Genomic DNA, 23,810 nt, shown 5'->3' with positions numbered 1-23,810 from the left:
GTATGCTGCCTTAACTGACCGGCATGCGCGCCGGATCGGGATACTGGTACTCAAAACCCAGCTCGTTGCAGATGCGGTTGCCGTCCACCAGCCGCTCATCCTGCTCCGCTTCGTCGGCGAACTGCGGCGGCTCCAGGTGCAGCTGCTCGGCCAGCGCCGGATAAAATTCGCGTTTGGCCGGATGACGCGGCGCGCACAGGTTGTACACGTGACCGCCCTTCGGCAGCTTCAGCAACAGCTGGATGGCGGCGATGACGTCGTCCTGGTGCACCAGATTCACCCCCTGCGCCCCCCCCTTCACATCGAGCTTGCCCGCCAGGAAACGGCCGGGGTGACGATCGACGCCCACCAGCCCCGCCAGCCGCAGAATGTCCACCGAGGTGTTCGGCAATTCATGCAGCCAGCGCTCCAGCTCGGCCAGCACCCGGCCCGACGGCGAGACCGGCCGCAGCGGCGACTCTTCGCGCAGCGTGCCAGCGGTTTCGCCATACACCGAGGTGGAACTGGTAAAGATTACCCGCGGCACGCCGAAGGCCATCGCGCTGTCCACCAGCATGCGCACCGCATTGAAATAGTTCTCGCTGCCTTCGACAGTGCGGCGTGCGGGCAACGTCACCACCAGCGCATCCACGCGCAGCAGCGATTCCAGATCGTCCGGATCGCACACCAGCTCCGGCGTCAGCTCCAGTTGATAGCATTCGATGCCGCTCATGCGCGCGGCCTCGACGCCATCCGGCGTGGTTTTGCTGCCGACCACATCATACCCGCGGCCCATCAGCGACAGCGCCAACGGCATGCCCAGCCAACCCAAACCAATAATGGCTACCTTTTTCATCCTCTTCCTCTCCTGAAGATCGCAGCGCCCTACCCCTAAGGCTACGCCACTGCGCACAGCGATACAATCTGCCCGGCTTAAGGTTAGGTAAAGCCGTCTGCGGCTAATAACCTAACCTGTTTCAATAAATTAAATTTATGACGTTAAAAAAGGGTTGCGCGGTGGACAGCGGATAGTTTAGCTTAATTGGCATACGGTTTTTACCGGCTTTTGATTAGAGAAAAACACCATGACACGCGTTCAGTTCAACCACCATCATCACCATCACCCTGACTAGTCTTTCAGGCGATGAGTGCTGGAAGACGGTTTGTTAATCTTCCAGTGGCGCGCAGAACGCAAGAGAGAGCCCTCGGAAGATTTCTTCCGAGGGTTTTTTTTTGGCTCCGGACAGACAGAAAAGAATAGTTTTTACAATAAATTCATAAAATTACAGATTAAACAGAGGTTACCATGCTGGACAAGACACGTTTACGGATCGCAATGCAGAAGTCGGGCCGCCTGAGCGATGAATCCCAGGAGCTGCTGGCGCGCTGCGGCATCAAGATCAACCTGCAGCAGCAGCGCCTGATCGCCTTCGCGGAAAACATGCCGATCGATATCCTGCGCGTGCGCGACGACGACATTCCGGGCCTGGTGATGGACGGCGTGGTCGATCTGGGCATCATCGGCGAAAACGTGCTGGAAGAAGAGCTGCTCAGCCGCCGCGCTCAGGGCGAAGACCCGCGCTACTTCACCCTGCGCCGCCTCGATTTCGGCGGCTGCCGCCTGTCGCTGGCCACCCCGCTCGACGCCGAATATACCGGCCCGCAAAGCCTGCAGGACGCCCGCATCGCCACGTCTTACCCGCACCTGCTGAAGCAATACCTCGACAAGCAGGGCGTGCGCTTTAAATCTTGCCTGCTGAACGGCTCGGTGGAAGTGGCGCCGCGCGCCGGCCTGGCCGACGCCATCTGCGATCTGGTCTCTACCGGCGCCACGCTGGAGGCCAACGGCCTGCGCGAAGTGGAAGTGATCTACCGCTCCAAGGCCTGCCTGATTCAGCGCGACGGCGAAATGCCGGAAGCCAAGCAGCAGCTGATCGACCGCCTGATGACCCGCATTCAGGGCGTGATCCAGGCGCGTGAATCCAAATACATCATGCTGCACGCGCCGAGCGAGAAGCTGGACGAGATCGTCGCGCTGCTGCCGGGCGCCGAGCGCCCGACCATTCTGCCGCTGGCCGGCGCGCAGAACCGCGTGGCGATGCACATGGTGAGCAGCGAAACCCTGTTCTGGGAAACCATGGAAAAACTGAAAGCGCTCGGCGCCAGCTCGATTCTGGTGCTGCCGATTGAAAAGATGATGGAGTAACGCCATGTCGACCTTCAACACGCCGATCGATTGGGCAACGTGCAGCGCCGAACGCCAGGCCGAGCTGCTGATGCGCCCGGCAATCGCCGCTTCCGACAGCATCACCCGCACGGTGAGCGAGATCCTCGACAACGTGAAGGCCAACGGCGATCGGGCGCTGCGCGATTACAGCGCCCGTTTCGACAAGGCGGACGTCGCCGCGCTGCGCGTCAGCGCCGAGCAGATCGCCGCCGCCTGCGCCCGACTGGGCGATGACATCAAACAGGCGATGGCGGTGGCCGTCGCCAACGTGGACACCTTCCACAACGCGCAGCGACTGCCGCCGGTGGACGTCGAAACGCAGCCGGGCGTGCGCTGCCAGCAGGTGACCCGCCCAATCGACTCGGTGGGCCTGTATATTCCCGGTGGGTCGGCGCCGCTGTTCTCCACCGTGCTGATGCTGGCGACGCCGGCGCGCATCGCCGGTTGCCGCCGGGTGGTGCTGTGCTCGCCGCCGCCGATCGCCGATGAGATCCTGTATGCGGCGCAGCTGTGCGGCGTGCAGGAAGTGTTTCAGGTCGGGGGCGCGCAGGCGATCGCCGCCCTGGCGTTCGGCACCGAAAGCGTGCCGCGCGTGGCGAAAATCTTCGGACCGGGCAACGCCTTCGTGACCGAAGCCAAGCGGCAGGTCAGCCAGCGTCTCGACGGCGCGGCCATCGACATGCCGGCCGGACCTTCGGAGGTGCTGGTGATCGCCGACGCCGGCGCCACCCCGGCGTTCGTCGCTTCCGATCTGCTGTCGCAGGCCGAACACGGCCCGGATTCGCAGGTGATCCTGCTGACGCCGGACGCGGCAATGGCGCAGGCAGTGGCCGAAGCGGTGGAAAGCCAGCTGGCCGAGCTGCCGCGCGCCGAGACCGCCTGCCAGGCGCTGGCGAGCAGCCGCCTGATCGTAGCGCGCGATCTGCCTGAGTGCGTGGCCATCAGCAACCGCTACGGCCCGGAGCACCTGATCATTCAGACCCGCAATGCGCGCGAGCTGGTAGACGGCATCACCAGCGCCGGTTCGGTGTTCCTCGGCGACTGGTCGCCGGAGTCCGCCGGCGATTACGCCTCCGGCACCAACCACGTGCTGCCGACCTACGGCTACACCGCCACCTGCTCCAGCCTGGGGCTGGCCGATTTCCAAAAACGCATGACGGTGCAGGAGCTGACGCCGCAGGGCTTCAGCAACCTGGCCGCCACCATCGAGACCCTGGCTGCCGCCGAGCAGCTGATCGCCCACAAGAACGCCGTGACCCTGCGCGTCGCCGCCCTGAAGGAGCAAGCATGAGCATCGAAAAACTGGCGCGCGCCAACGTTCGCGAGCTGACCCCTTATCAATCGGCGCGCCGCCTCGGCGGTAAGGGCGACGTGTGGCTCAACGCCAACGAATACCCGATCGCGCCCGAGTTCCAGCTGACCGCGCAGACCTTCAACCGCTATCCGGAGTGCCAGCCGGCGTTGGTGATCGAACGCTACGCCGCCTACGCCGGGGTGAAGAAAGAGCAGGTGTTGGTCAGCCGCGGCGCCGATGAAGGCATCGAGCTGCTGATCCGCGCCTTCTGCGAGCCGGGCAAAGACGCCATTCTGTTCTGCCCGCCGACCTACGGCATGTACGCCGTCAGCGCCGAAACCTTCGGCGTGGAGCGCCGCACCGTAGCCGCCAAAGAGGACTGGCAGCTGGATCTGCCGGCCATCGCAGACAGCATGGACAACGTGAAGCTGATCTACGTCTGCAGCCCGAACAACCCGACCGGCAACCTGATCGATCCGGACTCTCTGCGCAGCCTGCTGGAGCTTGCCAAAGGCAAGGCGATCGTCGCGGTGGACGAAGCCTATATCGAGTTTTGCCCGCAGGCCTCCGTGGCCGGGTGGCTGAGCGACTATCCGCACCTGGCTATCCTGCGCACGCTGTCGAAGGCCTTCGCGCTGGCCGGCCTGCGCTGCGGCTTTACGCTCGCCAATGAAGATCTGATCGCCCTGCTGCTGAAAGTGATCGCGCCTTACCCGCTTTCGACGCCGGTGGCGGATATCGCCGCACAGGCGCTGAGCGAAGAAGGTATCCGCACCATGCGCCAGCGCGTCACCGACATTGCCGCCACCCGCAGCTGGCTGCAGCAACAGCTGGAAAAATGCGCCTGCGTCGAGCAGGTTTTCGCCAGCGACAGCAATTACCTGCTGGCCCGCTTCACCGCCTCAAGTAATGTGTTTAAAAGCTTGTGGGATCAGGGCATTATCTTACGAGACCAAAACAAACAGCCCGGGTTGTCCGGCTGCCTGCGCATCACCATAGGCACCCGCGACGAATGTCAACGCGTGGTGGACGCCTTGTCCGCCCTGCCCGGCGCCAACCAGACTCGCCAGGAGCCAATGTGAGCCAAAAAATCCTCTTTATCGATCGTGACGGCACGCTGATCGCCGAGCCACCGGAAGATTTCCAGGTTGACCGCCTGGACAAGCTGGCGCTCGAGCCGGACGTGATCCCTTCCCTGCTGGCGCTGCAACAGGCGGGGTATCAGCTGGTGATGATCACCAATCAGGATGGGCTCGGCACCGCCAGTTTCCCGCAGGAAACCTTCGATCCGCCGCACAACCTGATGATGCAGATCCTCAGCTCGCAGGGCATTCAGTTCGCCGATGTGCTGATCTGCCCGCACCTGCCGGCGGACAACTGCGACTGCCGCAAGCCGAAAACCGCGCTGGTGAAGGGTTACCTCGAACCCGGCGTGCTGAATGCCGCCCACAGCTACGTGATCGGCGATCGGCCGACCGACGTGCAGCTGGCAGAAAACATGGGCATCCAGGGGCTGCGCTACCAGCGCGGCGTGCTGGGCTGGAAAGAGATCGTGCGCCAGCTGACCCTGCGCGATCGCCACGCGCGGGTTAATCGCGTGACCAAAGAGACGCAGATCGACGTCAACGTCTGGCTGGATCGAGAAGGCGGCAGCAAGATCAAAACCGGCGTCGGCTTCTTCGATCACATGCTGGATCAGATCGCCACCCACGGCGGCTTCCGCATGGAGATCGACGTCAAAGGCGATCTGTATATCGACGATCACCACACGGTGGAAGACACCGGCCTGGCGCTGGGTGAAGCGCTGAACAAGGCGCTCGGCGACAAGCGCGGCATCGCCCGCTTCGGCTTCGTGTTGCCGATGGACGAATGCCTGGCGCGCTGCGCGCTGGATATCTCCGGCCGCCCGCACCTGGAGTACAAGGCCGAGTTCAACTATCAGCGCGTCGGCGATCTCAGCACCGAAATGGTCGAGCACTTCTTCCGTTCGCTCTCCTATACCATGGGCTGCACGCTGCACCTGAAGACCAAGGGCAAAAACGACCACCACCGGGTCGAGAGCCTGTTCAAAGTGTTTGGCCGCACGCTGCGCCAGGCGATCCGCGTCGAGGGCAATACCCTGCCGAGCTCGAAAGGAGTGCTGTGATGAACGTGGTGATTTTGGATACCGGCTGCGCCAACCTGGCCTCCGTCACCTACGCGGTGCGGCGCCTGGGCTATCAGCCGGAGGTGAGCCGCGATCCGGAGATCGTGCTGCGCGCCGACAAGCTGTTCCTGCCGGGCGTCGGCACCGCACAGGCGGCGATGGATCAACTGCGCGAGCGCGATCTGATCGAACTGATCAAGGCCTGCACGCAGCCGGTGCTGGGCATCTGCCTCGGCATGCAGCTGCTGGCGGCCAGCAGCGAAGAGAACGGCGGCGTGACCACGCTCGGCCTCATCGATACGCCGGTCAAGCAGATGACCGACTTCGGCCTGCCGCTGCCGCACATGGGCTGGAACCAGGTGTCCGCGCAGGCGGGCCACCATCTGCTCCGCGGCATCGATGACGGCGCCTACTTCTATTTCGTTCACAGCTATGCGATGCCGATATGCCCCAGCACCATCGCCCAGGCGAACTACGGCGAGCCCTTCACCGCCGCCGTGCAAAAAGACAACTTCTTCGGCGTGCAGTTTCATCCAGAACGTTCTGGAGCGGCCGGCGCGCAACTGTTGAAAAACTTTCTGGAGATGTAGGCAGCATGATTATTCCGGCTTTGGATTTGATCGACGGCAACGTGGTGCGTTTGCATCAGGGCGATTACGGCCAACAGCGCGACTACGGCAACGATCCGCTGTTACGCCTGCAGGATTATCAACGGCAAGGTGCACAGGTGCTGCACCTGGTCGATTTGACCGGCGCCAAGGATCCGGCGGCGCGCCAGATCCCGCTGCTGCGCAAGCTGCTGGCGGGGGTTGACGTGCCGGTGCAGGTCGGCGGCGGCATCCGCAACGAGCAGGACGTCAGCGCCTTGCTGGAGGCCGGCGCCACGCGCGTGGTGATCGGCTCCACCGCGGTGAAACAGCCGCAGTTGGTGCAGAGCTGGTTCGAGCGCTACGGCGCCGACGCGCTGGTGCTGGCGCTGGACGTGCGCATCGACGCGCAGGGCGTGAAACGCGTGGCCATCAGCGGCTGGCAGGAGGATTCCGACGCCACGCTGGAACAGGTGGTGGAGCAGTTCCTGCCCTACGGGCTGAAGCACGTGCTGTGCACCGACATTTCGCGCGACGGTACGCTGGCCGGGTCCAACGTGGCGCTGTATCAGGCGATCGGCCGCCGTTATCCGCAGGTGGCCTTCCAGGCCTCGGGCGGCATCGGTAATCTGGACGACATCGCCCAGCTGCGCGGCAGCGGCGTTGCCGGCGTGATCGTGGGGCGCGCCCTGCTGGAAGGTAAATTTAGCGTTGAGGAGGCGATCGCATGCTGGCAAAACGGATAATCCCGTGCCTGGATGTTAAAGACGGGCAAGTGGTAAAAGGCGTGCAGTTCCGCAACCACGAAATCATCGGCGACATCGTGCCGCTGGCGCAGCGCTATGCGCAAGAAGGGGCGGACGAGCTGGTGTTTTACGATATCACCGCCTCGAGCGACGGCCGGGTGGTGGACAAAAGCTGGGTATCGCGCGTGGCGGAGGTGATTGATATTCCGTTCTGCGTCGCCGGCGGCATTAAAAGCGCCGAGGACGCCAGCCAGATCCTGTCTTTCGGCGCCGACAAGATTTCAATCAACTCGCCGGCGCTGGCCGATCCTGAGCTGATTAGCCGCCTGGCGGAACGCTTCGGCGTGCAGTGCATCGTGGTGGGCATCGACACCTGGTTCGACAGTGAAACCGGCAAGTATCACGTCAACCAATATACCGGCGATGAGAGCCGCACCCGCATCACCCAGTGGGAAACTCTCGACTGGGTGCAGGAAGTGCAGCGCCGCGGAGCCGGTGAGATCGTGCTGAACATGATGAACCAGGACGGCGTGCGCAACGGTTACGATCTGCAGCAGCTGCGCCGGGTGCGCGAGGTCTGCAAAGTGCCGCTGATCGCCTCCGGCGGCGCGGGCACCATGGAGCACTTCCTGGAAGCGTTCCGCGATGCGGACGTCGATGGCGCCCTGGCGGCATCGGTGTTCCACAAACAAATCATCAATATCGGCGAACTGAAAAGGTTCCTGGTTGAACAAGGCGTGGAGATTCGCGTGTGCTGACAGAACAACAGAGCAACCAGCTGGACTGGGAAAAAACCGACGGCCTGATGCCGGCCATCGTGCAGCACGCCGTTTCCGGCGAAGTGCTGATGCTGGGTTATATGACGCCGGAAGCGCTGGCGACCACCGAGCAAAGCGGCAACGTCACCTTCTTCTCGCGCACCAAGCAGCGCCTGTGGACCAAGGGTGAAAGCTCCGGCCACTTCCTCAAAGTGGTCAGCATCACGCCGGACTGCGATAACGACACGCTGCTGGTATTGGCCAACCCGATCGGCCCGACCTGCCACCTCGGCAACAGCAGTTGCTTCCACCCGGCCGCCAGCGACTGGACGTTCCTCTATCAGCTGGAGCAGCTGTTGGCGGAGCGCAAGCACGCCAGCCCGGACAGCTCGTACACCGCCAGCCTGTACGCCAGCGGCACCAAGCGCATCGCGCAGAAGGTCGGGGAGGAAGGCGTGGAAACCGCGCTGGCCGCCACGGTCAACGATCGCGAAGAGCTGACCAACGAAGCTTCTGACCTGATCTATCACCTGCTGGTGCTGCTGCAGGACCAGGAGCTGGATCTGAGCGCGGTGATCGGCCGGCTGCGCGAGCGGCATCAGAAAAAAGCGTGACGTTAAATCGCGCGCAATAAAAAAGCCGCCGGGCGTTAACCTCGGCGGCTTTTTTTATCGTTCAACGAGCGGGATTATTCCATCCATTCGGTATGGAACACGCCTTCCTTGTCGATGCGTTTGTAGGTGTGTGCGCCGAAGTAGTCGCGCTGCGCCTGGATCAGGTTCGCCGGCAGCACCGCGGAGCGGTAGCTGTCGTAGTAGGCGATCGCAGCAGAGAAGGTCGGCGTTGGGATACCGTTCTGCACGGCATAAGCCACCACGTCACGCAGCGCCTGCTGGTATTCGTCGGCGATTTGCTTGAAGTACGGCGCCAGCAGCAGGTTGGCGATATCGGCGTCCGCCGCATACGCGTCGGTGATCTTCTGCAGGAACTGGGCGCGGATGATGCAGCCGGCGCGGAAGATCTTGGCGATTTCGCCATAGTGCAGATCCCAGTTATTTTCTTTAGACGCGGCTTTCAGCTGAGAGAAGCCCTGCGCGTAGGACACGATCTTGCCCAGATACAGCGCGCGACGCACCTTCTCGATGAACTCGGCTTTGTCGCCGGTGAACGGCGCCGCTTTCGGGCCGGTCAGCACTTTAGAGGCGGCAACGCGCTGATCTTTCAGCGAGGACAGGTAGCGTGCAAACACCGATTCGGTGATCAGCGACAGCGGTTCGCCCAGATCCAGCGAGCTCTGGCTGGTCCACTTGCCGGTGCCTTTATTGGCGGCTTCGTCCAGGATCACATCGACCAGGTATTTACCCTCTTCGTCTTTCTTGGTGAAGATGTCTTTGGTGATGTCGATCAGGTAGCTGTTCAGCTCACCCTTGTTCCACTCGGCGAAGGTTTCGGCCAGCTGCTCGTTGCTCAGGTTCAGCGCCTGCTTCAGCAGAGAATAGGCTTCGGCAATCAGCTGCATGTCGCCGTATTCGATGCCGTTGTGCACCATCTTCACATAGTGGCCGGCACCGTCAGCGCCGATGTAGGTCACGCAAGGCTCACCCTCCGCAACCGCAGCGATTTTCTCCAGGATCGGCGCCACCAGCTCGTAAGCTTCTTTCTGGCCGCCAGGCATGATGGAAGGCCCTTTCAGCGCGCCCTCTTCACCGCCGGAAACGCCGGTGCCGATGAAGTTGAAGCCCTGGTCGGACAGTTCGCGGTTACGACGGATGGTGTCCTGATAGTAGGTGTTGCCGCCATCGATCAGGATATCGCCCTTGTCCAGGTGCGGAGTCAGCGAGGCAATGGTTTTATCCGTCGCTTCGCCCGCTTTCACCATCAGCAGGATACGGCGCGGTTTTTCCAGCGATTCAACAAACTCTTCAACGGTGTAATACGGCGCCAGATTTTTGCCCGGGTTCTCAGCGATCACTTCGTCAGTCTTGTCGCCAGAACGGTTGAAAATGGAAACGGTGTAACCACGGCTCTCGATGTTAAGCGCGAGGTTGCGGCCCATTACCGCCATGCCGACAACGCCGATTTGTTGCTTGGACATTTAGGAACTCCTGTCTGAGGATGACCCTGCCGGCAACGTCGGCCAGCAGGTTTTGTGATGTGGCACACATGTTAACTCAGGATTGAACCGGGTGGGTAGTGATTGGTGCGATAGGTCGACACTCTCGTGAGGTTGATAAGACAATTTTATCTATTCAACGCTTGTTTCAAGCAAAAACGCAAAGCGCTGGTAACGTGCCAGATAAAATGTTTAGAAAAAAGTGAGCGACTGCGCATTTGAGCAAGATGCAATGCTTTAAATTGAGGCAAATAAACGACGTTTATCCCTAACTCCCGCCTCGCTCGCCAGCAAATGTCAAGATCTTCACAGTACATGTAGTAGCGCGTATCAAATCCACCCAGCTCTCGATAACATTGGGCACTAAACAGCAAAAATGAACCTGCCGCCCATTCAACTTCCGTATCCTGGGTAATTTTACTCTTGTCGTAGATAGACTTATTCTTCTGCACCAAGAATGAAACGACAAAGCTGCTAATGGTTGGAAAATGCCTTATCCCCTTATCATAAAAAGTAAAATTTTTATCGTTGAAAAGATTGATCGCAACTATCGGGTATGAGTTATGTTCCGCATGCGACAGCAGCGCTGCCAGCACGGTTGGTTCGATAAAAACATCGGGGTTAAGCACCAGAAAGCGATCCTCATCTCGCATTCCAAGCTCTTGCTGGCACCAAGTGAAAATATAGTTATTGTTTGCGCCAAAACCCATTGGCTGATCAACAAGATAATGAATGCCAGAGTCCTGACAATATTCCTGAAGTTCACGCTGTGGCTTGTTATCTTTCAAAACAACAATGTAATTTTTTGAAGCCAGCAGTTTTAGGCATCCATCGGCAATGATCATGTTGCCATGACCGTGAGATATAACTGAAATGAAGCACCGATATGGCTTAACTAAAGATTCAGGCATAAAAACTCTAATATAAGAAATATAAGGAAACAGTTCTCGTAATGGTTGTTCTTGCAACCGCAAATTTTAGCAAGAAAAGCTGCCAAAGCATAAAGCGACGGGATCTTAACATCCTCTCTAAAAATTTCTTATCCTCTTTTTTGAGCCCCTTACCGTATATCTCATAGAAACTTACCGCCTGCTCAATCACTAGCCGATTCTGATGTGCAACTGAGGACAGTCGCATAAATTTCGCCAGAATACGTTTCAATCCATAGCCACTGCTGCCAACTACGTTATGCGCATGTTGCCGATACTTGATCAAGCGTTCAGGAATGAATACCAAGCGTCCAAAAGTGATGGCCAGCAACCCCAGCCACCAATCATGCATCAACATATGCTGACTAGGGCGAAGAAGCTTAAGCAATGCTCGATTCACCATCACGGTTGCACCCTGGATGCAGTTTTGGAAAATCAAGCGAGGAAACACCAACTGCTGTACAGGATTAAGACGCTCATTTTGTAAAAAAGAAGCGTTCAAGAAACGAAGTTCGCTATCGACTAATTCAGCATCTGAAAAGATCAATAAAGGCTGAGAATCATCTCCGATTTGGCTTACTACGCGCTGATAATGTTCAATCTTATCAGTTACCCAAACGTCATCCTGATCGCTTAAAAAGACGTTAGCTGCAGTCGTCAAAGAAAGCGCATGCAGAAAATTATGCGCGGGTCCTTTTGGACCCGCAACACGCTGCTGTACATCGAACTGAACTGATGTCGTTGCAGCGAAATCAGCAACCAATTTAAGCGTATTGTCCGTAGAACCATCGTCACTGACAATGATCCTTTGCGGACAGATTGTCTGGCTTACAATCGAGGCAAGCTGCTCGACAATGTAGCGTTCACCGTTGTAAGTACAAACTACAACTTCGTACTCAAACACTTATCGAGCTCCCGGCAGATATGATTTTACCGTCCATTTTATTTTTCGAAGCACGGAAAAAATCGCAGGATAGTCACGATGCAATTTATTGATAACACGCTGACGAAAATGTGCATACCGATTTAGAGAGGGAATTCCCACCTGTCCACTCAAAGGAACCTGACGCAAAGACTCCTCATAGAAGAGCCAAAAACGCTCGGTCTGCGCCTTAAGTAAGGTAACCGAGGTAATAACTCCCGATGCAATAAGCTGCTCGCATGCTGCTGCAAACTCTTTGGAACTGCTTTCCCAATCCGGCCACTTTTCAGCGGTAGCCAAAGCATTTGCTTTCAATTGAGCCAGCTCATTAGGGTTATCCTTAAGGCGGTTTATAAATTCGATGATTTCTTGGTTTTGGCGGCTGATAGATACCAGTCCATTGACATTATGCTCAATATATTCGTCGTAGCCGGTCACATCATAACTGATAGAGGTTCCACCGGTATGATAAATCTCCAACGGTGGGCCAAACATTCCTTCAACAGTGGAAAGTTTAACCAAAACATCGCAAGAGGCGTAAATACTACCGATCTCAGAAATTGACACGCGGCTAAACAGGCGATCAACATTCGGGTAAGCGCCAATTTCTGTAGATGTGACAAACCAGACCTCATCAGCGCGAGACTGTCGGCATAACTCCACCGCAAGTTCCGTATTTTTAAAGCTAACGTTTAACGGACCTTCCACTAATACACGCAGCTTTTCAGGTGCTCGAGGCACTTTGGGTTTAATCCCATCGTTAAAATACTCCTTGCTAATCCCATTTCGGACCAATAACGCATCTTGGTCAAAATGCTCTTTAAGGTATTCTTTAATCCATGTTGCTTCAGTGATAAAATTAACTTGCAAACTGTAGGTAAGATCAACAAGCGTGCGTAAAGTTACCTCATCTTCCGGATAGAAACGCGATTCGATGGATTGAACAAAAAATGCATATTTCTTCGCATTGATTTTATGAAGATAAAATACAGTACGCCACCAGGTCGCAATAACCAGATCAAACTGCTTGTCAGCAGCTTCAGAATAATCCATCCAGGTCATTTTTTCTGCACCTGGAAACCACTTCAATCGCTTATCGTTCGGTTTATCCTCAGTGATAATCGTGATATCGTCACCATTCTTTCGCATACGTGTAGCATGCTCAAAAATAACATTAGTGCCGCCACTGATATCCGGACTCCATAGTAAAAAAGCAATTTTTCTCATTATTTAGCCCCTTTAAACTTTATTCTTTTCACCAAAAAATAAGGATATTTCAAGTACCACACGCCATTCGCATGAAAATCCAAAGGTTTCCACCAAGCAGAACCAAGGGTATGTCGAGGATTTCTCACCAAGCGCTTAAAATAAGACAGAGGGGAGCGTCTGCTCTGCCCAAAGGAGCTAAAGTTGAATACTCCAAAATTCTCATAGTGTTTGATTAACGAAAACCGTTCTCGTTCGACTCGGCTCGGCAACATCACACCACGAAAGTAAAACTTTTTAACCGCTTTGCTGATCTCATGATCAGATAGCGAATAAGCACGCTCTATTTTTGCAAAACCATTGAACTGATGCAATGCACGCTCTTGGAATGGCGCTATTTGCTCATAGAAGAAAGCGAGCTCTGAATCGTTGTGGTCGAAAACAAAATTATCGATACTGTCGCCATATCTCTTGAGACTGCCATGCGATGCTCCCATAAAAACTTCAAAACCGGCACGGAACTCGTTAAACATACCATCACCGAGGCGCTGCCCCCACTGATGGTCAAACAGCAACCCCTGTTTAATATTATTCTTATGGGTTTCTGCCCCATCCAAAATGCCGAAATAATAACCAGACATATTGCGCTGGGTCGCTTTTACCAAATTATCTTGAATACTGCCCTTCCAGCCAACATCAACTACATGAACCCATTCATCATGCTTTTCCGTCATCAACGAGTCACAGTAGTCATTAAGATAGACATTCTGCTCTTTACGCTCACGCTCGTAGATAGTCTTGAAGAATTCATCATCCATTAACGCAGAAAACGCTGGTAACCCGGCAATATTCAAGTGCTGCTCTTCAAAGTCCACCTGAGGAAAACGCACTTTAAACTCAGATACATAATCATCGAGATTAATGCTTTTCAAAAAGACAGCCAGACTACATGAACCATACTGATATAATAATTTGTTGAATGTGCTGCCGCCCAAAGGCCCTAATGAAGGTAGGTAGGTTGATCGACGCGACACATACATATAATGGCTAGTAATACGCGAAAAACCTTTCGGCAAGCTAGCTTGAAATTTATCAAACGCCTTTTGAAGAAACTCGCCTTCCCTTGCAAAAAAATAAACGTTTTTAGCTTTACTCATCACCAAAGACCAATAAAGCCGACGAGTGAATAAATAAATAGCACTACTTATCCAGTTGAAGCTGAAATTATCTTCAGCGATCACTTGGTTAACTTTATTCTCCACCGCAAGGCGCTCACGATCCGCCCGTAGGCTCTCATCATATCGGTGCTGTTCCACGGGTAAATGATGCGCAAACAGTCCTCTGGCTACCGACATCGCCACATCACTGTGCGTATTATCCCCCAACATGATCGTCTTTTTAACATCCAAACCTAATCTTGCAATAACCTCGTCATAAGCTCGCCCTTCTTTCTTCGTCCGCTTATTTTCGCTAGAAACGAAAAATCCATCAAAAATATCATAGAATCCATGATGTTTGGCGAAATAGATAATTGATTGTTGGTCCAAATAAAAATCAGAAACCAGATAAATACGTCTACCTTTCGCTTTTTCAGCTCTCAGCATATCCAACGTTGCTACTATCGGTTTTTGCACCGATAGTTCAATAGCCAACTCTAGATCACGGCAAAAAGCGACGAAGGACTCACTTTCAAGCAAGCGAACCACAATCTGTGCACGTTGAAGCTCATAATACAGGGCAAGCGACATATCGTCGTAACGGAATTCAGCGTCATCGCCTTGCATTTGACTACTGGCGCACAATCCCGCTTCGATTCTTAGACGTAGCGTATATAGCTCCTCTACGGATAGAGAAATACGATATGAATCCACGAGAGCAGCAGCCCACTTACGTTTCACGACCTCAGGGTGACAACTACGCTCGACTACAGTATCAAAAAAATCGACCAGAATGGTTTCGATATTATCGGCAATCGTGACAATCATTGTAGATATAATCCATTCACAGAGTTATTGGTTCGAATTTTGCTTTGAAACGCTTTCCAGCTGTTCCTTAAGCGACTGAATAATCCGCTCTGCCTCAGACAAAGCTTGATCACGAGAACGGACCATCTCTTCCGTGTCCCTGAATGCTTGCATTCTTTCTTCAGAGATGCACTCTGCCTGTTCTTTATAACGTGTTACTTCATTGATTCTTTGTTCAGCTTCAAGCAACAACTGCCAACGTTGTTCAGCCAAGCGTTCTGCAAACTCTAAACTTTGGCGCAATGGGTAGACCAATTCTTGATCATATTCTATGCGACTCATACCTGTAAATAGCGTATTCTTATTATAAATAACATCAGCATTAGATGAAATCGCAATGAAAGAGCCATTCATTACGTTCTTGTTTTTTGCATCAAATACCGTAAGCGGCATCTTTTGATCTTGAAACGTATGCACTATAGAGACGAGTTCTTGAGCGATAACAGCAATATCAACATGCGCGAATTGGGCTTGCAACAATGATTTCAGGGCATCCAAAGAGAAGGCCTGAATATGGTACGGATTCGGCCCATACAAACTGACACAAAAATTCTCGTAATCTTTAGTTGGCACCGAGCAAATAAATACCCCATTTGGTTTCAACACGCGTTTGACTTCTGCAATCGCTAATTCAGGTTGCTCAAGATGCTCCAACGTTTCTAATGAGATAAATGTATCGATGCTACAGTCATCGAACGGCAAGGCTAAAATCGAACCGTGCTCAAAACGAGAATTCGTCGTATTATTCTCTTTTGCATAGGCGATCGCCTCACGATCAACATCCAACCCTGTGTAACTAACTACAGCAGGGTTAGACAAGAAAATAGGTGCCGAATATCCGATACCGCATGCACAGTCAACCACAACTCCCTTGGCAAAACTGGCAACGTACTGATAACGCTGGTGATGTTCTTCTTTTAAAAACTGCAACTTAAGAAGATCGTTCTCAATCCGTTCCATACTTACCCCTTGGCCACCACAGACCAGCTATGTTCAATATCATAAATTCCAACGGCACTGAAGTTATCGGCTACAGAAAACTCACAGACCGGTACAGCTTCGTTAATTATCTGGATCCCATCTTGATCATTGACAGCTACTCGCCAGTTATAAATACCTGACAACAACTTCAATGCGGGGAAATCAATGGTCACTCGACCTTCCCGACTAAGGGGAAATGGTTCTAAGCCACGCATTGCTGTAGTCGTCCCACAGATATATACCCCATCTTTACGATAAAGATTAAAGACAAAGGTCAGCCCATCGAATTCCCCGTCACTTCCTTCATATTTATAATCGAAAGACAGTTTAACATTGTCGCCGCTTGCCAGCTCTATTACTGAATTTCCAGACTGATCGAGAAGAGAGACATTAGTTATTTTTACCAATCTGCTACTAATTTCATTTTCAATAGCTTTATTTTCTGCATCTTGAGCTTCCACCACACTCTTCTGCATATCAGAAAGGTAATGCTGAACAGCAACATCTGCATTTCCAAAATAACGCTGCACACCTTTTTCAAGATATAGTGCACTATTACAAATATTGCGAACCTGATAATCATCGTGTGAAACGAACAGGATTGTACACCCATCATTTCTGATTTCATTAAACTTCTTTACACATTTTCGCTGAAAGCGTGAATCTCCGACAGCAAGAATTTCATCTACAATTAATATCTCAGGATCGACATGAATGGCTGTTGCAAAGGCTAAACGTGCAAACATACCACTCGAAAAAGTCTTAACCGGCCGTTCGAGAAATTCACCAATATCGGCAAAGCTGGCTATTTTATCGAAACGCTCCGTAATTTCTTTACGCGTTAGGCCCAAAAGAGAGGCGTTCAGGTAAACGTTTTCACGCCCTGTAAATTCTGGATTAAACCCAGCACCAAGCTCTAACAAAGGTGCAATACGCCCTTTAGTAAATACACTGCCACTTGTAGGCGCCAAAGTACCACAAATCATTTGCAACAGAGTTGATTTACCGGAACCATTGACACCAATAATGCCGACTGTTTCACCTTTTCTAATCTCAAAGTTAACGGAATCCAGAGCGACAAATTCCCTACCCTTAGCCCCCCGATAACCCAGCAAAGCCCCCAGACGCTGCATCGGGCTGGAATAAATCTGATAAACTTTACGCAAATTTTGCGCAGAGACAACAACATTAGAGGACATCAGCAAAGCCCCTCTTTACCTTTTTGAACCAAGTTATAGCTAATACGTACAGCATAATACTGATGCCCCAATAGAGTGCATACCCTTCAAGACTGAATAATTTTCCGTACAAGACAACATCGCGTAAAGCTTCGACAATAAACGTTAACGGGTTAATATAAATCAGCATGCGATATTGTTCTGGAACAGCAGTAATAGGATAGAATATAGGCGACATAAATAACATTAAGGAAATAATAACTGAAACAATCTGCCCCATATCACGAATATAAACACCTAGCGATGACAAGAATAATGAAATGCTATATGATAATAAAACCAATGGCAGAATGACAATAGGGACCAATAATGCCATTAGACTAACAGGTTGTTTTAATAAAACACAAAAAATGGCGAAAACAATACATCCCATAAAGAATTGGAATAATGCGCCAAAAACAGACACCCAGCACAAGGACTCAAGAGGGAATAAAACTTTTTTTACGTAGCTGACATTATATACATATATCGTTGTCGCCTTGCCAAGACACTCAGCAATAAAACCATGCGTCAGTAGACCGGTAAACATAATCAACGTGTAATTCTCTGTCGTTGTCAGCCCCCACTTGGCTTTAAACACAAAACCAAAAATAAAGCTGTAGATGGAAAGCATAATCACAGGATTTAGCAGTGACCATACTATACCAAGACTGGTCCCACGATAGCGGCTCTCAACATCCCGCTTAGTAAGATTAAAAATCAAACCTGTATTTTTCAACAATGTCTTCATATTAATTATTCATCTGGTAAATAATTTTCGGAACTACTTTGTCCAGGCTCATTCGCCAATTGCTATTGCAGATCCCACGTTCACGATATATTTTTTCGCAGTTAAGTATCGCATGCTTAGGTCTTTTGGCCGCGCATTTATATTGTTCACTGTTAATAGAAGACAAATCCATAAATCTATAACTATCATCAAACAATTTAGCTAAAGAAAAAATCTCCGCAGCAAACTCATACCACGAGACAATCTTATCTCCACAGAAATGATATAGCATGGGTTCATTAACCCCTTGGCTAATAATAGTGAGAATACATTTAGCTAAATCACCAGCATAGGTAGGACGGCCAAATTGATCGTTAATAATAGCAAGCGATTTACGTGTCTTTCCCAATTTAAGCATGGTATGTACAAAAGAGCTGCCATACTCACTGAATAACCAGGATGTGCGGATCACCACGGCGCGTGAGCACGTGGTTAGTACGGCTTGTTCGCCAAGCAGTTTGGTTTGTCCATAGACGTTTAGCGGCTCCGTTGGTGAATTTTCACACAAAGAAATACCTTTTTCTGCGCCACTAAAAACATAGTCTGTCGAAATATGAATCAGTGGAATGCTTAGGCTCTCAGCAATCATAGCCAGATTAGCTGGACCGATAACATTTGCAGCCTCCGCAGCGATGATTTCTTCTTCAGCTTTATCCACTAGCGTATAAGCTGCTGCATTTACAATGAAATCTACATTCAACGCCGCGACAGTTTGCTGAACTGCAGACCAATCAGCAATGTCAAGTTGTTTGTGGTCTAGGCTAATGATCTGCCAATTGTCAGGCAGTGTATCCGCCAAGCAATGGCCTAGCTGGCCATTACCGCCAGTTACCAGTATGCGCATTTAAAAAAGCTCGCTGAATAATTTGCCTTTAAGATCCTTCTCAGAAAGCTGAGGATGCTCTATAGGCCATTCAATCGCCAATTCAGGATCGTTCCAGCTCAAGCAGTGCTCGTTCTTCGGATCATAGTAATCGGTGCATTTATAAGCAAAGTCTACTTCATCACTTAACACCAAGAAACCATGAGCAAGGCCAGGTGGGATCCAAAGCTGTTTCTTGTTGTCCTCAGACAGATTGATCCCTAACCACTGTTTGAAAGAAGGTGAATTTGGACGGATGTCCACCACGACATCATAGACCTCCCCTCTTAGGGTATAGACCAGCTTCCCCTGAGGGCGAGAGGTCTGAAAGTGTAAACCTCGCAGTACACCACGTGTCGAACGAGAATAGTTGTCTTGAACAAAATCATGTTCAATATCAAGTAGCTCTCGGTAGCGTTGCTTTTGGAACGTTTCGAAAAAGAAGCCACGCCGATCACCGAAAATCTTAGGTTCAATCACTTTGACGCCGGCAATCTTTGTATCAATTACTTTCATTTGACTACTCACTCACTCGGAATTTCCTACCCAACCAGTGTCTCCCTAGCGCTGCGTCATCCTGAATAAGCCGAGAACACCCCACATTGAACTATATTTAAATGGGTCTAAACGCCCTCTAAATCAACTTCAGATAGTTCGCTATTGAAGACATTGCAGGATAGCACAGTTTCCTCATTCCGTTAAAGCATCCTCCAGCATGCACTCAATCCACCTCTAGGGACCGCATTAGTAATAACAATACTCTAACATATCAAATCGTTAAGCGTTATAATGTCTGGCTAGACATAGAAATGATAGCTGGCTTGACCTGCCCCCCGTTGATTAATACACCCCGATGTTAGTAATGTCTTTATTTTGACCCTGACCCCGAATATGCTCCAGTCATAATCAGGAATAACCGGCTTCATGTTGGTTGCATGTTCTGGCAACCGGCAGACTTTTCAGCAAATTCAGACGGGGTCATCCAGCCCAGCGCAGAATGAGGACCTCTCTGGTTATAGTGTATGCGCCAGGCCTCGATTTTGCACCGGGCATCCTCCAGGGACATGAACCAGTTTTCATTCAGGCACTCCTGCCGCAGCCTGCCGTTGAACGACTCCACTGTGGCATTGTCCGTGGGCGTTCCCGGTCGTGAGAAGTCTATGCGGCTCCCTCTTTCGTATACCCATTTGTCCAGCATTTTCCCTGCAAATTCAGAGCCGTTATCGGTTTTCAGCAATTGTGGTAAGGGACGTCTGAGCGCAATGGCGTTCAGCATCTCTGCGACCTCCGTTGAGCGCAGATTCTGACCCACGCAAATCCCCAGACATTCGCGCGTGTAGAGATCAATGACCGTCAGCAGACGTAACCGACGCCCGTCAAATAAGGCGTCAGAGACAAAATCCATGCCCCAGACATGATTCGGATACAGCCCCTGAGGCTGCGGTTGTCGCCGCTGCGCCGATTTGTTCCGCCGCGGGCGTTTGAGACGCAGGGACAGACCCTGTTCGCGATAGAGCCGGTAAATGCGTTTGTGATTATCCCCCCAGCCCTCCCGCCTGAGCATGACGTGAACTCTGCGGTAGCCATAATGAACCCGGGCTTCGGTGATTTCCCTGATTCGCAGGCGGAGTGCACTGTCGTCTGCCGCCACAGAGCGGTAGCGGAAAGAGCTACGGCTGATTTGTAGTGCAAAACAGACCGGTCTCTCGCTGGCCCCGTAACGTGCCTGCAGGTCCCGGCCCCATTCGCGCAGGCGCGCCAGCGTCGGTTCTTTTTTGCCAGGACATCCTGCAGCATGGCTTTGTCGAGGCTGAGATCGGCAACCAGCTTCTTCAGCCTGAGATTCTCTTCCTCAAGCTGCCGCATGTGCTTCAGCTCAGAAGGGGAAATCCCGCCATATTTTTTTCGCCAGATGTAAAACGTGGCATCGGAGATGCCCAGCTTACGGCAGACTTCGGGCACGCTCGTACCCAGTTCGGCCTGTTTCAGGGCAAAGACAATCTGCTCTTCGGTGAATCGTGACTTTTTCATCGGCACAACCTCCGCTCAGGGAAGTATTCATCATGCCGGAATTCTGTTTCTGAATGGAACAGGATTTTGGGTCAGGGTCAACATTTACTCGACAAAAATTAATATAGGATAACTCTGATGGTGATAATAATTTTTTTAATACATGAGACTGACTTAAATATAATGTAAAAAAACAAGCATTAATATAATTTAGATAAAACAGGTGTAATAAAAAATCACACCTGTTTCGGTGTTACTTTAACGATAACCCTGAGGGTTGTTCTTCTGCCAATTCCACGCATCACGCATCATAGCATCCAAATCACGGGTAGCCTTCCACCCCAATTCTTTGAACGCCAACCCTGGAGCGGACCAGCACTCTGCAATGTCGCCGTCTCGACGTGGTACAATTTGGTAAGCTACTTTGCGACCTGAAGCCTTTTCAAAAGCATGGAGCATCTCCAACACCGAATACCCTACCCCAGTCCCCAGATTATAGACCGTAAAGCCCTGATGCTCATCGATGTGTTCAATCGCCTTGAGGTGACCTTCAGCCAAATCCATGACATGAATATAATCTCTGACACCCGTGCCATCCTGGGTCGGATAGTCGTCACCAAAAATTGACAGTTTCTCCAGTTTTCCGATTGCCACCTGAGCAATATAAGGCATCAGATTGTTAGGTATACCATTTGGATCTTCACCGATCATGCCAGATTCGTGCGCCCCGACCGGGTTAAAGTAACGCAAGGCGGTAATGGAGAATTGCGGTTCTGCTTTAGCGAAATCTTGCAGAATTTGTTCAACCATCAACTTCGACGTGCCGTAAGGATTCGTCGTACCGCCAACGCGTGACGTCTCAGTCAAAGGAACTTGCTCTGGAGTACCGTACACCGTGGCAGAAGAACTGAAGATAAACTTATGTACACCCGCACGACGCATTTCCTCCAACAATACCAACGTGCCAGTGACATTGTTCTGATAATACTCTAGCGGCTTGCGCGTCGACTCTCCGACAGCCTTTAGCCCAGCAAAATGGATTACGGCCGAGATGTCGTGAGCCTCGAAGATACGATGCAGGCACTCAGCATCCAAAATATCGCCTTGGTAAAACTGAGCACTTCTACCAGCGAGTTTTTCAACGCGACGCAGAGACTCATTGGAAGAGTTCGATAAATTATCTAACACTACGACATCTTCGCCATGTTCCAACAAAGCTAGAACAGTGTGAGAACCGATATAACCGGCACCACCGGTGACTAAAATCGCCATAAAAACTCCTTACTCGCGCCCCTGGCGCTCCAGATGAACTGTCTTCTTTAAGCAATCAATTGATTCTAAATGAAACTTGGACTCACGCACGCCTTTTCGATCATAATTGACCATCCATATGTCCCCAGAGTTCCCTTGGTGCACTTGGTTTTGGCCGGTAAGTAAACAATCGGCCTACCAGGTGGCTTTGACCAGGCTCCCTGCAAAGAGGCTAAAATATTTAGCCCCGTTCTTGGTTATATCAAGAGAAAACCTCACTGCCTTTCTAAAGCATCCCAAGTGCGTGTAAGACAGAACATGGGTAGTTTAAGCCTTACAAAAAAAAAGAGCTGTCCAAGACAGCTCTATAGTGCTCCTTTCGCGACGTACTCAGTTTGACAACAGCGCCAAAATCTCGTCGGTTTTTTCTTGCATCAGCGCAACATCAGCACGTGATTCGACATTAAGACGCACTACCGGTTCCGTATTGGAGGAACGCAGATTGAAACGCCAGCCTGCGAACGCCATGCTGATGCCATCGGTATAGTCCACCTCGTCGGCATGCGCTAAATAGTGTTGCTTAACGCTTTCGATAGACGCGGCCGGCTGAACCAGCTTGATATTGATCTCACCGGAAGACGGATAGGCGACAATGCGATCCTGTACCAGCTGTCCCAGAGTTTGTCCCTTCACGCTGACCAGTTCAGTGACCAGCAGCCACGGAATCATGCCGCTGTCACAATAAGCAAAATCTCGGAAATAGTGGTGGGCGCTCATCTCTCCGCCATAAATGGCATCTTCCGCACGCATGCGTTCCTTAATGAAGGCATGGCCAGTTTTCGACATCACAGGTACGCCCCCGGCACCGGTGACCACATCGACGGTGTTCCAACTCAGACGTGGATCGTGGATGATCTTCGCGCCCGGCTGTTTCTGCAAGAAGGCCTCCGCCAGCAAGCCGACGATATAATAACCCTCAATGAAATCACCTTTTTCATCGAACAGGAAGCAGCGATCGAAATCGCCGTCGAACGCAATACCCATATCAGCGCCATGCTCACGCACCGCATCGGCAGTATCCGCACGACACTCAGGAAGCAATGGGTTGGGAATACCGTTAGGGAAAGTGCCGTCCGGCTGGTGATGCACCTTGATAAACTCCAATGGTACACCCTGCGCCTTCAGTTGCGCTTCAATAGCATCGATCACATGCCCCGCCGCGCCGTTGCCCGAGTTGATCACCAGCTTCAACGGTTTGAAATTTGTCACGTCGACGTAGGACAGAATGTGTTCTACATAAGCCCCTAATACGTCCTGGCGAACATAGCGACCGCGCGTTGCCGTCGGCACCTGGAATTGGTTTTTCTCCGCCAGTTCTTGGATCGCCCGTAACCCGGTATCGCCGCTAATCGGGCGAGAGCCTTCACGCACCAACTTCATGCCGTTGTAATCGATAGGGTTATGGCTGGCGGTGACTTCCACGCCACCATCCGTTTTTAAATAGGTCGTGGCAAAATAGATTTCTTCGGTCCCGGTTAAGCCGATGTCGATCACGTCGGAACCCGCATCCTGTAAGCCTTTCGCCAGCGCCAGCTTCAGGCTTTCACTGGTCAAGCGTACATCGCTGCCCAATACGATAGACTTGGGTTTCAAAAACTCGCCGTAGGCGCGCCCAATACGGTACGCGATGTCCTCATTCAGCTCTTCGCCCAATTTTCCCCGGATGTCGTAAGCTTTAAAACATGTCAACTTTTGCATTGCCAAACCC

The 23,810-nt window shown here is 52.1% G+C and carries 23 protein-coding genes and 1 other annotated feature; of the genes, 9 read left to right on the top strand and 14 right to left on the bottom strand.

The window, feature by feature from the left end; genetic code table 11:
• Positions 1–10: 10 nt before the first annotated feature.
• Positions 11–835 carry an SDR family oxidoreductase gene (locus C3F38_RS10485; protein ID WP_047728063.1) on the bottom strand — a complete coding sequence of 275 codons (825 nt, stop codon included), beginning with the start codon at positions 833–835 and terminating at the stop codon, positions 11–13.
• A 229-nt stretch (positions 836–1,064) separates the two neighbouring features.
• Between C3F38_RS10485 and hisL the strand changes: the two genes are divergently transcribed.
• From hisL to hisIE, 9 genes are all read left to right on the top strand, one after another.
• Positions 1,065–1,112: a his operon leader peptide gene (gene hisL, locus C3F38_RS10480; protein WP_100396937.1), complete on the top strand. Its 48-nt coding sequence runs from the start codon at positions 1,065–1,067 to the stop codon at positions 1,110–1,112.
• Positions 1,088–1,214: a sequence feature (His leader region), on the top strand. (Overlaps the previous gene by 25 nt.)
• A 71-nt stretch (positions 1,215–1,285) precedes the next feature.
• On the top strand, positions 1,286–2,185 hold the full coding sequence (gene hisG, locus C3F38_RS10475; protein ID WP_004938793.1) for an ATP phosphoribosyltransferase: 900 nt from the start codon (positions 1,286–1,288) through the stop codon (positions 2,183–2,185).
• Positions 2,186–2,189: 4 nt separating this feature from the next.
• Positions 2,190–3,497: a histidinol dehydrogenase gene (hisD, locus tag C3F38_RS10470; protein WP_055316611.1), complete on the top strand. Its 1,308-nt coding sequence runs from the start codon at positions 2,190–2,192 to the stop codon at positions 3,495–3,497.
• Positions 3,494–4,582 carry a histidinol-phosphate transaminase gene (gene hisC, locus C3F38_RS10465; RefSeq protein ID WP_055316608.1) on the top strand — a complete coding sequence of 363 codons (1,089 nt, stop codon included), beginning with the start codon at positions 3,494–3,496 and terminating at the stop codon, positions 4,580–4,582. Before hisD ends, hisC begins: the two co-directional genes overlap by 4 nt.
• A complete protein-coding gene (gene hisB, locus C3F38_RS10460) occupies positions 4,579–5,646 on the top strand; it encodes a bifunctional histidinol-phosphatase/imidazoleglycerol-phosphate dehydratase HisB (protein WP_033637767.1) in 1,068 nt (355 codons plus the stop codon). The genes hisC and hisB overlap by 4 nt, the downstream gene beginning before the upstream one ends.
• Positions 5,646–6,236, top strand: a complete 591-nt coding sequence (gene hisH, locus C3F38_RS10455) for an imidazole glycerol phosphate synthase subunit HisH (RefSeq protein WP_103767463.1) — start codon at positions 5,646–5,648, stop codon at positions 6,234–6,236. The genes hisB and hisH overlap by 1 nt, the downstream gene beginning before the upstream one ends.
• Before the next feature lie 5 nt (positions 6,237–6,241).
• Positions 6,242–6,979: a 1-(5-phosphoribosyl)-5-[(5-phosphoribosylamino)methylideneamino]imidazole-4-carboxamide isomerase gene (hisA, locus tag C3F38_RS10450; protein ID WP_047728071.1), complete on the top strand. Its 738-nt coding sequence runs from the start codon at positions 6,242–6,244 to the stop codon at positions 6,977–6,979.
• The gene (gene hisF, locus C3F38_RS10445; RefSeq protein WP_033633500.1) at positions 6,961–7,737 is read left to right on the top strand and encodes an imidazole glycerol phosphate synthase subunit HisF; all 777 of its coding nucleotides are present in this window, start codon (positions 6,961–6,963) and stop codon (positions 7,735–7,737) included. Before hisA ends, hisF begins: the two co-directional genes overlap by 19 nt.
• Complete coding sequence (gene hisIE / locus C3F38_RS10440) at positions 7,731–8,351, top strand: bifunctional phosphoribosyl-AMP cyclohydrolase/phosphoribosyl-ATP diphosphatase HisIE (RefSeq protein ID WP_055316606.1); 621 nt, start codon at positions 7,731–7,733, stop codon at positions 8,349–8,351. The genes hisF and hisIE overlap by 7 nt, the downstream gene beginning before the upstream one ends.
• 74 nt (positions 8,352–8,425) lie before the next feature.
• Here hisIE and gndA read toward each other — a convergent pair whose 3' ends face one another.
• From gndA to cpsG, 13 genes are all read right to left on the bottom strand, one after another.
• Positions 8,426–9,832, bottom strand: a complete 1,407-nt coding sequence (gene gndA / locus C3F38_RS10435; RefSeq protein WP_047728076.1) for an NADP-dependent phosphogluconate dehydrogenase — start codon at positions 9,830–9,832, stop codon at positions 8,426–8,428.
• Between the two features lie 146 nt (positions 9,833–9,978).
• Positions 9,979–10,695: a glycosyltransferase gene (locus C3F38_RS10430; protein WP_080479019.1), complete on the bottom strand. Its 717-nt coding sequence runs from the start codon at positions 10,693–10,695 to the stop codon at positions 9,979–9,981.
• 73 nt (positions 10,696–10,768) lie between these two features.
• The gene (locus C3F38_RS10425) at positions 10,769–11,683 is read right to left on the bottom strand and encodes a glycosyltransferase family 2 protein (RefSeq protein ID WP_055316600.1); all 915 of its coding nucleotides are present in this window, start codon (positions 11,681–11,683) and stop codon (positions 10,769–10,771) included.
• Entirely contained in the window at positions 11,684–12,928 is a 1,245-nt protein-coding gene (locus C3F38_RS10420; protein ID WP_055316598.1) for a glycosyltransferase family 4 protein, read from the bottom strand.
• Positions 12,928–14,892 carry an HAD family hydrolase gene (locus C3F38_RS10415; protein ID WP_055316595.1) on the bottom strand — a complete coding sequence of 655 codons (1,965 nt, stop codon included), beginning with the start codon at positions 14,890–14,892 and terminating at the stop codon, positions 12,928–12,930. The genes C3F38_RS10420 and C3F38_RS10415 overlap by 1 nt, the downstream gene beginning before the upstream one ends.
• Before the next feature lie 24 nt (positions 14,893–14,916).
• Positions 14,917–15,891 carry a bifunctional 2-polyprenyl-6-hydroxyphenol methylase/3-demethylubiquinol 3-O-methyltransferase UbiG gene (locus tag C3F38_RS10410; RefSeq protein ID WP_055316593.1) on the bottom strand — a complete coding sequence of 325 codons (975 nt, stop codon included), beginning with the start codon at positions 15,889–15,891 and terminating at the stop codon, positions 14,917–14,919.
• Positions 15,892–15,893: 2 nt separating this feature from the next.
• Positions 15,894–17,111, bottom strand: coding sequence for an ABC transporter ATP-binding protein (locus tag C3F38_RS10405; RefSeq protein WP_055316590.1), 1,218 nt, complete (start codon positions 17,109–17,111; stop codon positions 15,894–15,896).
• Positions 17,101–17,880, bottom strand: a complete 780-nt coding sequence (locus C3F38_RS10400; RefSeq protein ID WP_055316587.1) for an ABC transporter permease — start codon at positions 17,878–17,880, stop codon at positions 17,101–17,103. Before C3F38_RS10400 ends, C3F38_RS10405 begins: the two co-directional genes overlap by 11 nt.
• Before the next feature lies 1 nt (position 17,881).
• Positions 17,882–18,763 (bottom strand): dTDP-4-dehydrorhamnose reductase, encoded by an 882-nt coding sequence (gene rfbD, locus C3F38_RS10395; protein ID WP_055316585.1) that lies wholly within the window; start codon positions 18,761–18,763, stop codon positions 17,882–17,884.
• On the bottom strand, positions 18,764–19,297 hold the full coding sequence (rfbC, locus tag C3F38_RS10390; RefSeq protein WP_055316582.1) for a dTDP-4-dehydrorhamnose 3,5-epimerase: 534 nt from the start codon (positions 19,295–19,297) through the stop codon (positions 18,764–18,766).
• A 406-nt stretch (positions 19,298–19,703) separates the two neighbouring features.
• A protein-coding gene (locus C3F38_RS10385; RefSeq protein ID WP_369916765.1) for an IS3 family transposase occupies positions 19,704–20,812 on the bottom strand; the annotation gives its coding sequence in 2 pieces (ribosomal slippage) (positions 19,704–20,548 and positions 20,548–20,812; 1,110 coding nt in all).
• Between the two features lie 237 nt (positions 20,813–21,049).
• Positions 21,050–22,063 (bottom strand): UDP-glucose 4-epimerase GalE, encoded by a 1,014-nt coding sequence (gene galE, locus C3F38_RS10380; RefSeq protein ID WP_055316578.1) that lies wholly within the window; start codon positions 22,061–22,063, stop codon positions 21,050–21,052.
• Between the two features lie 369 nt (positions 22,064–22,432).
• Positions 22,433–23,800, bottom strand: a complete 1,368-nt coding sequence (gene cpsG / locus C3F38_RS10375) for a phosphomannomutase CpsG (protein ID WP_055316577.1) — start codon at positions 23,798–23,800, stop codon at positions 22,433–22,435.
• Positions 23,801–23,810: the final 10 nt, after the last annotated feature.

Source organism: Serratia sp. SSNIH1 (genome assembly GCF_002935055.1).
GTDB lineage: Bacteria > Pseudomonadota > Gammaproteobacteria > Enterobacterales > Enterobacteriaceae > Serratia > Serratia nevei.
The sequence above is the reverse complement of the archived record's forward strand: the minus strand, read 5'-3'. Positions and strand labels throughout refer to the sequence as shown.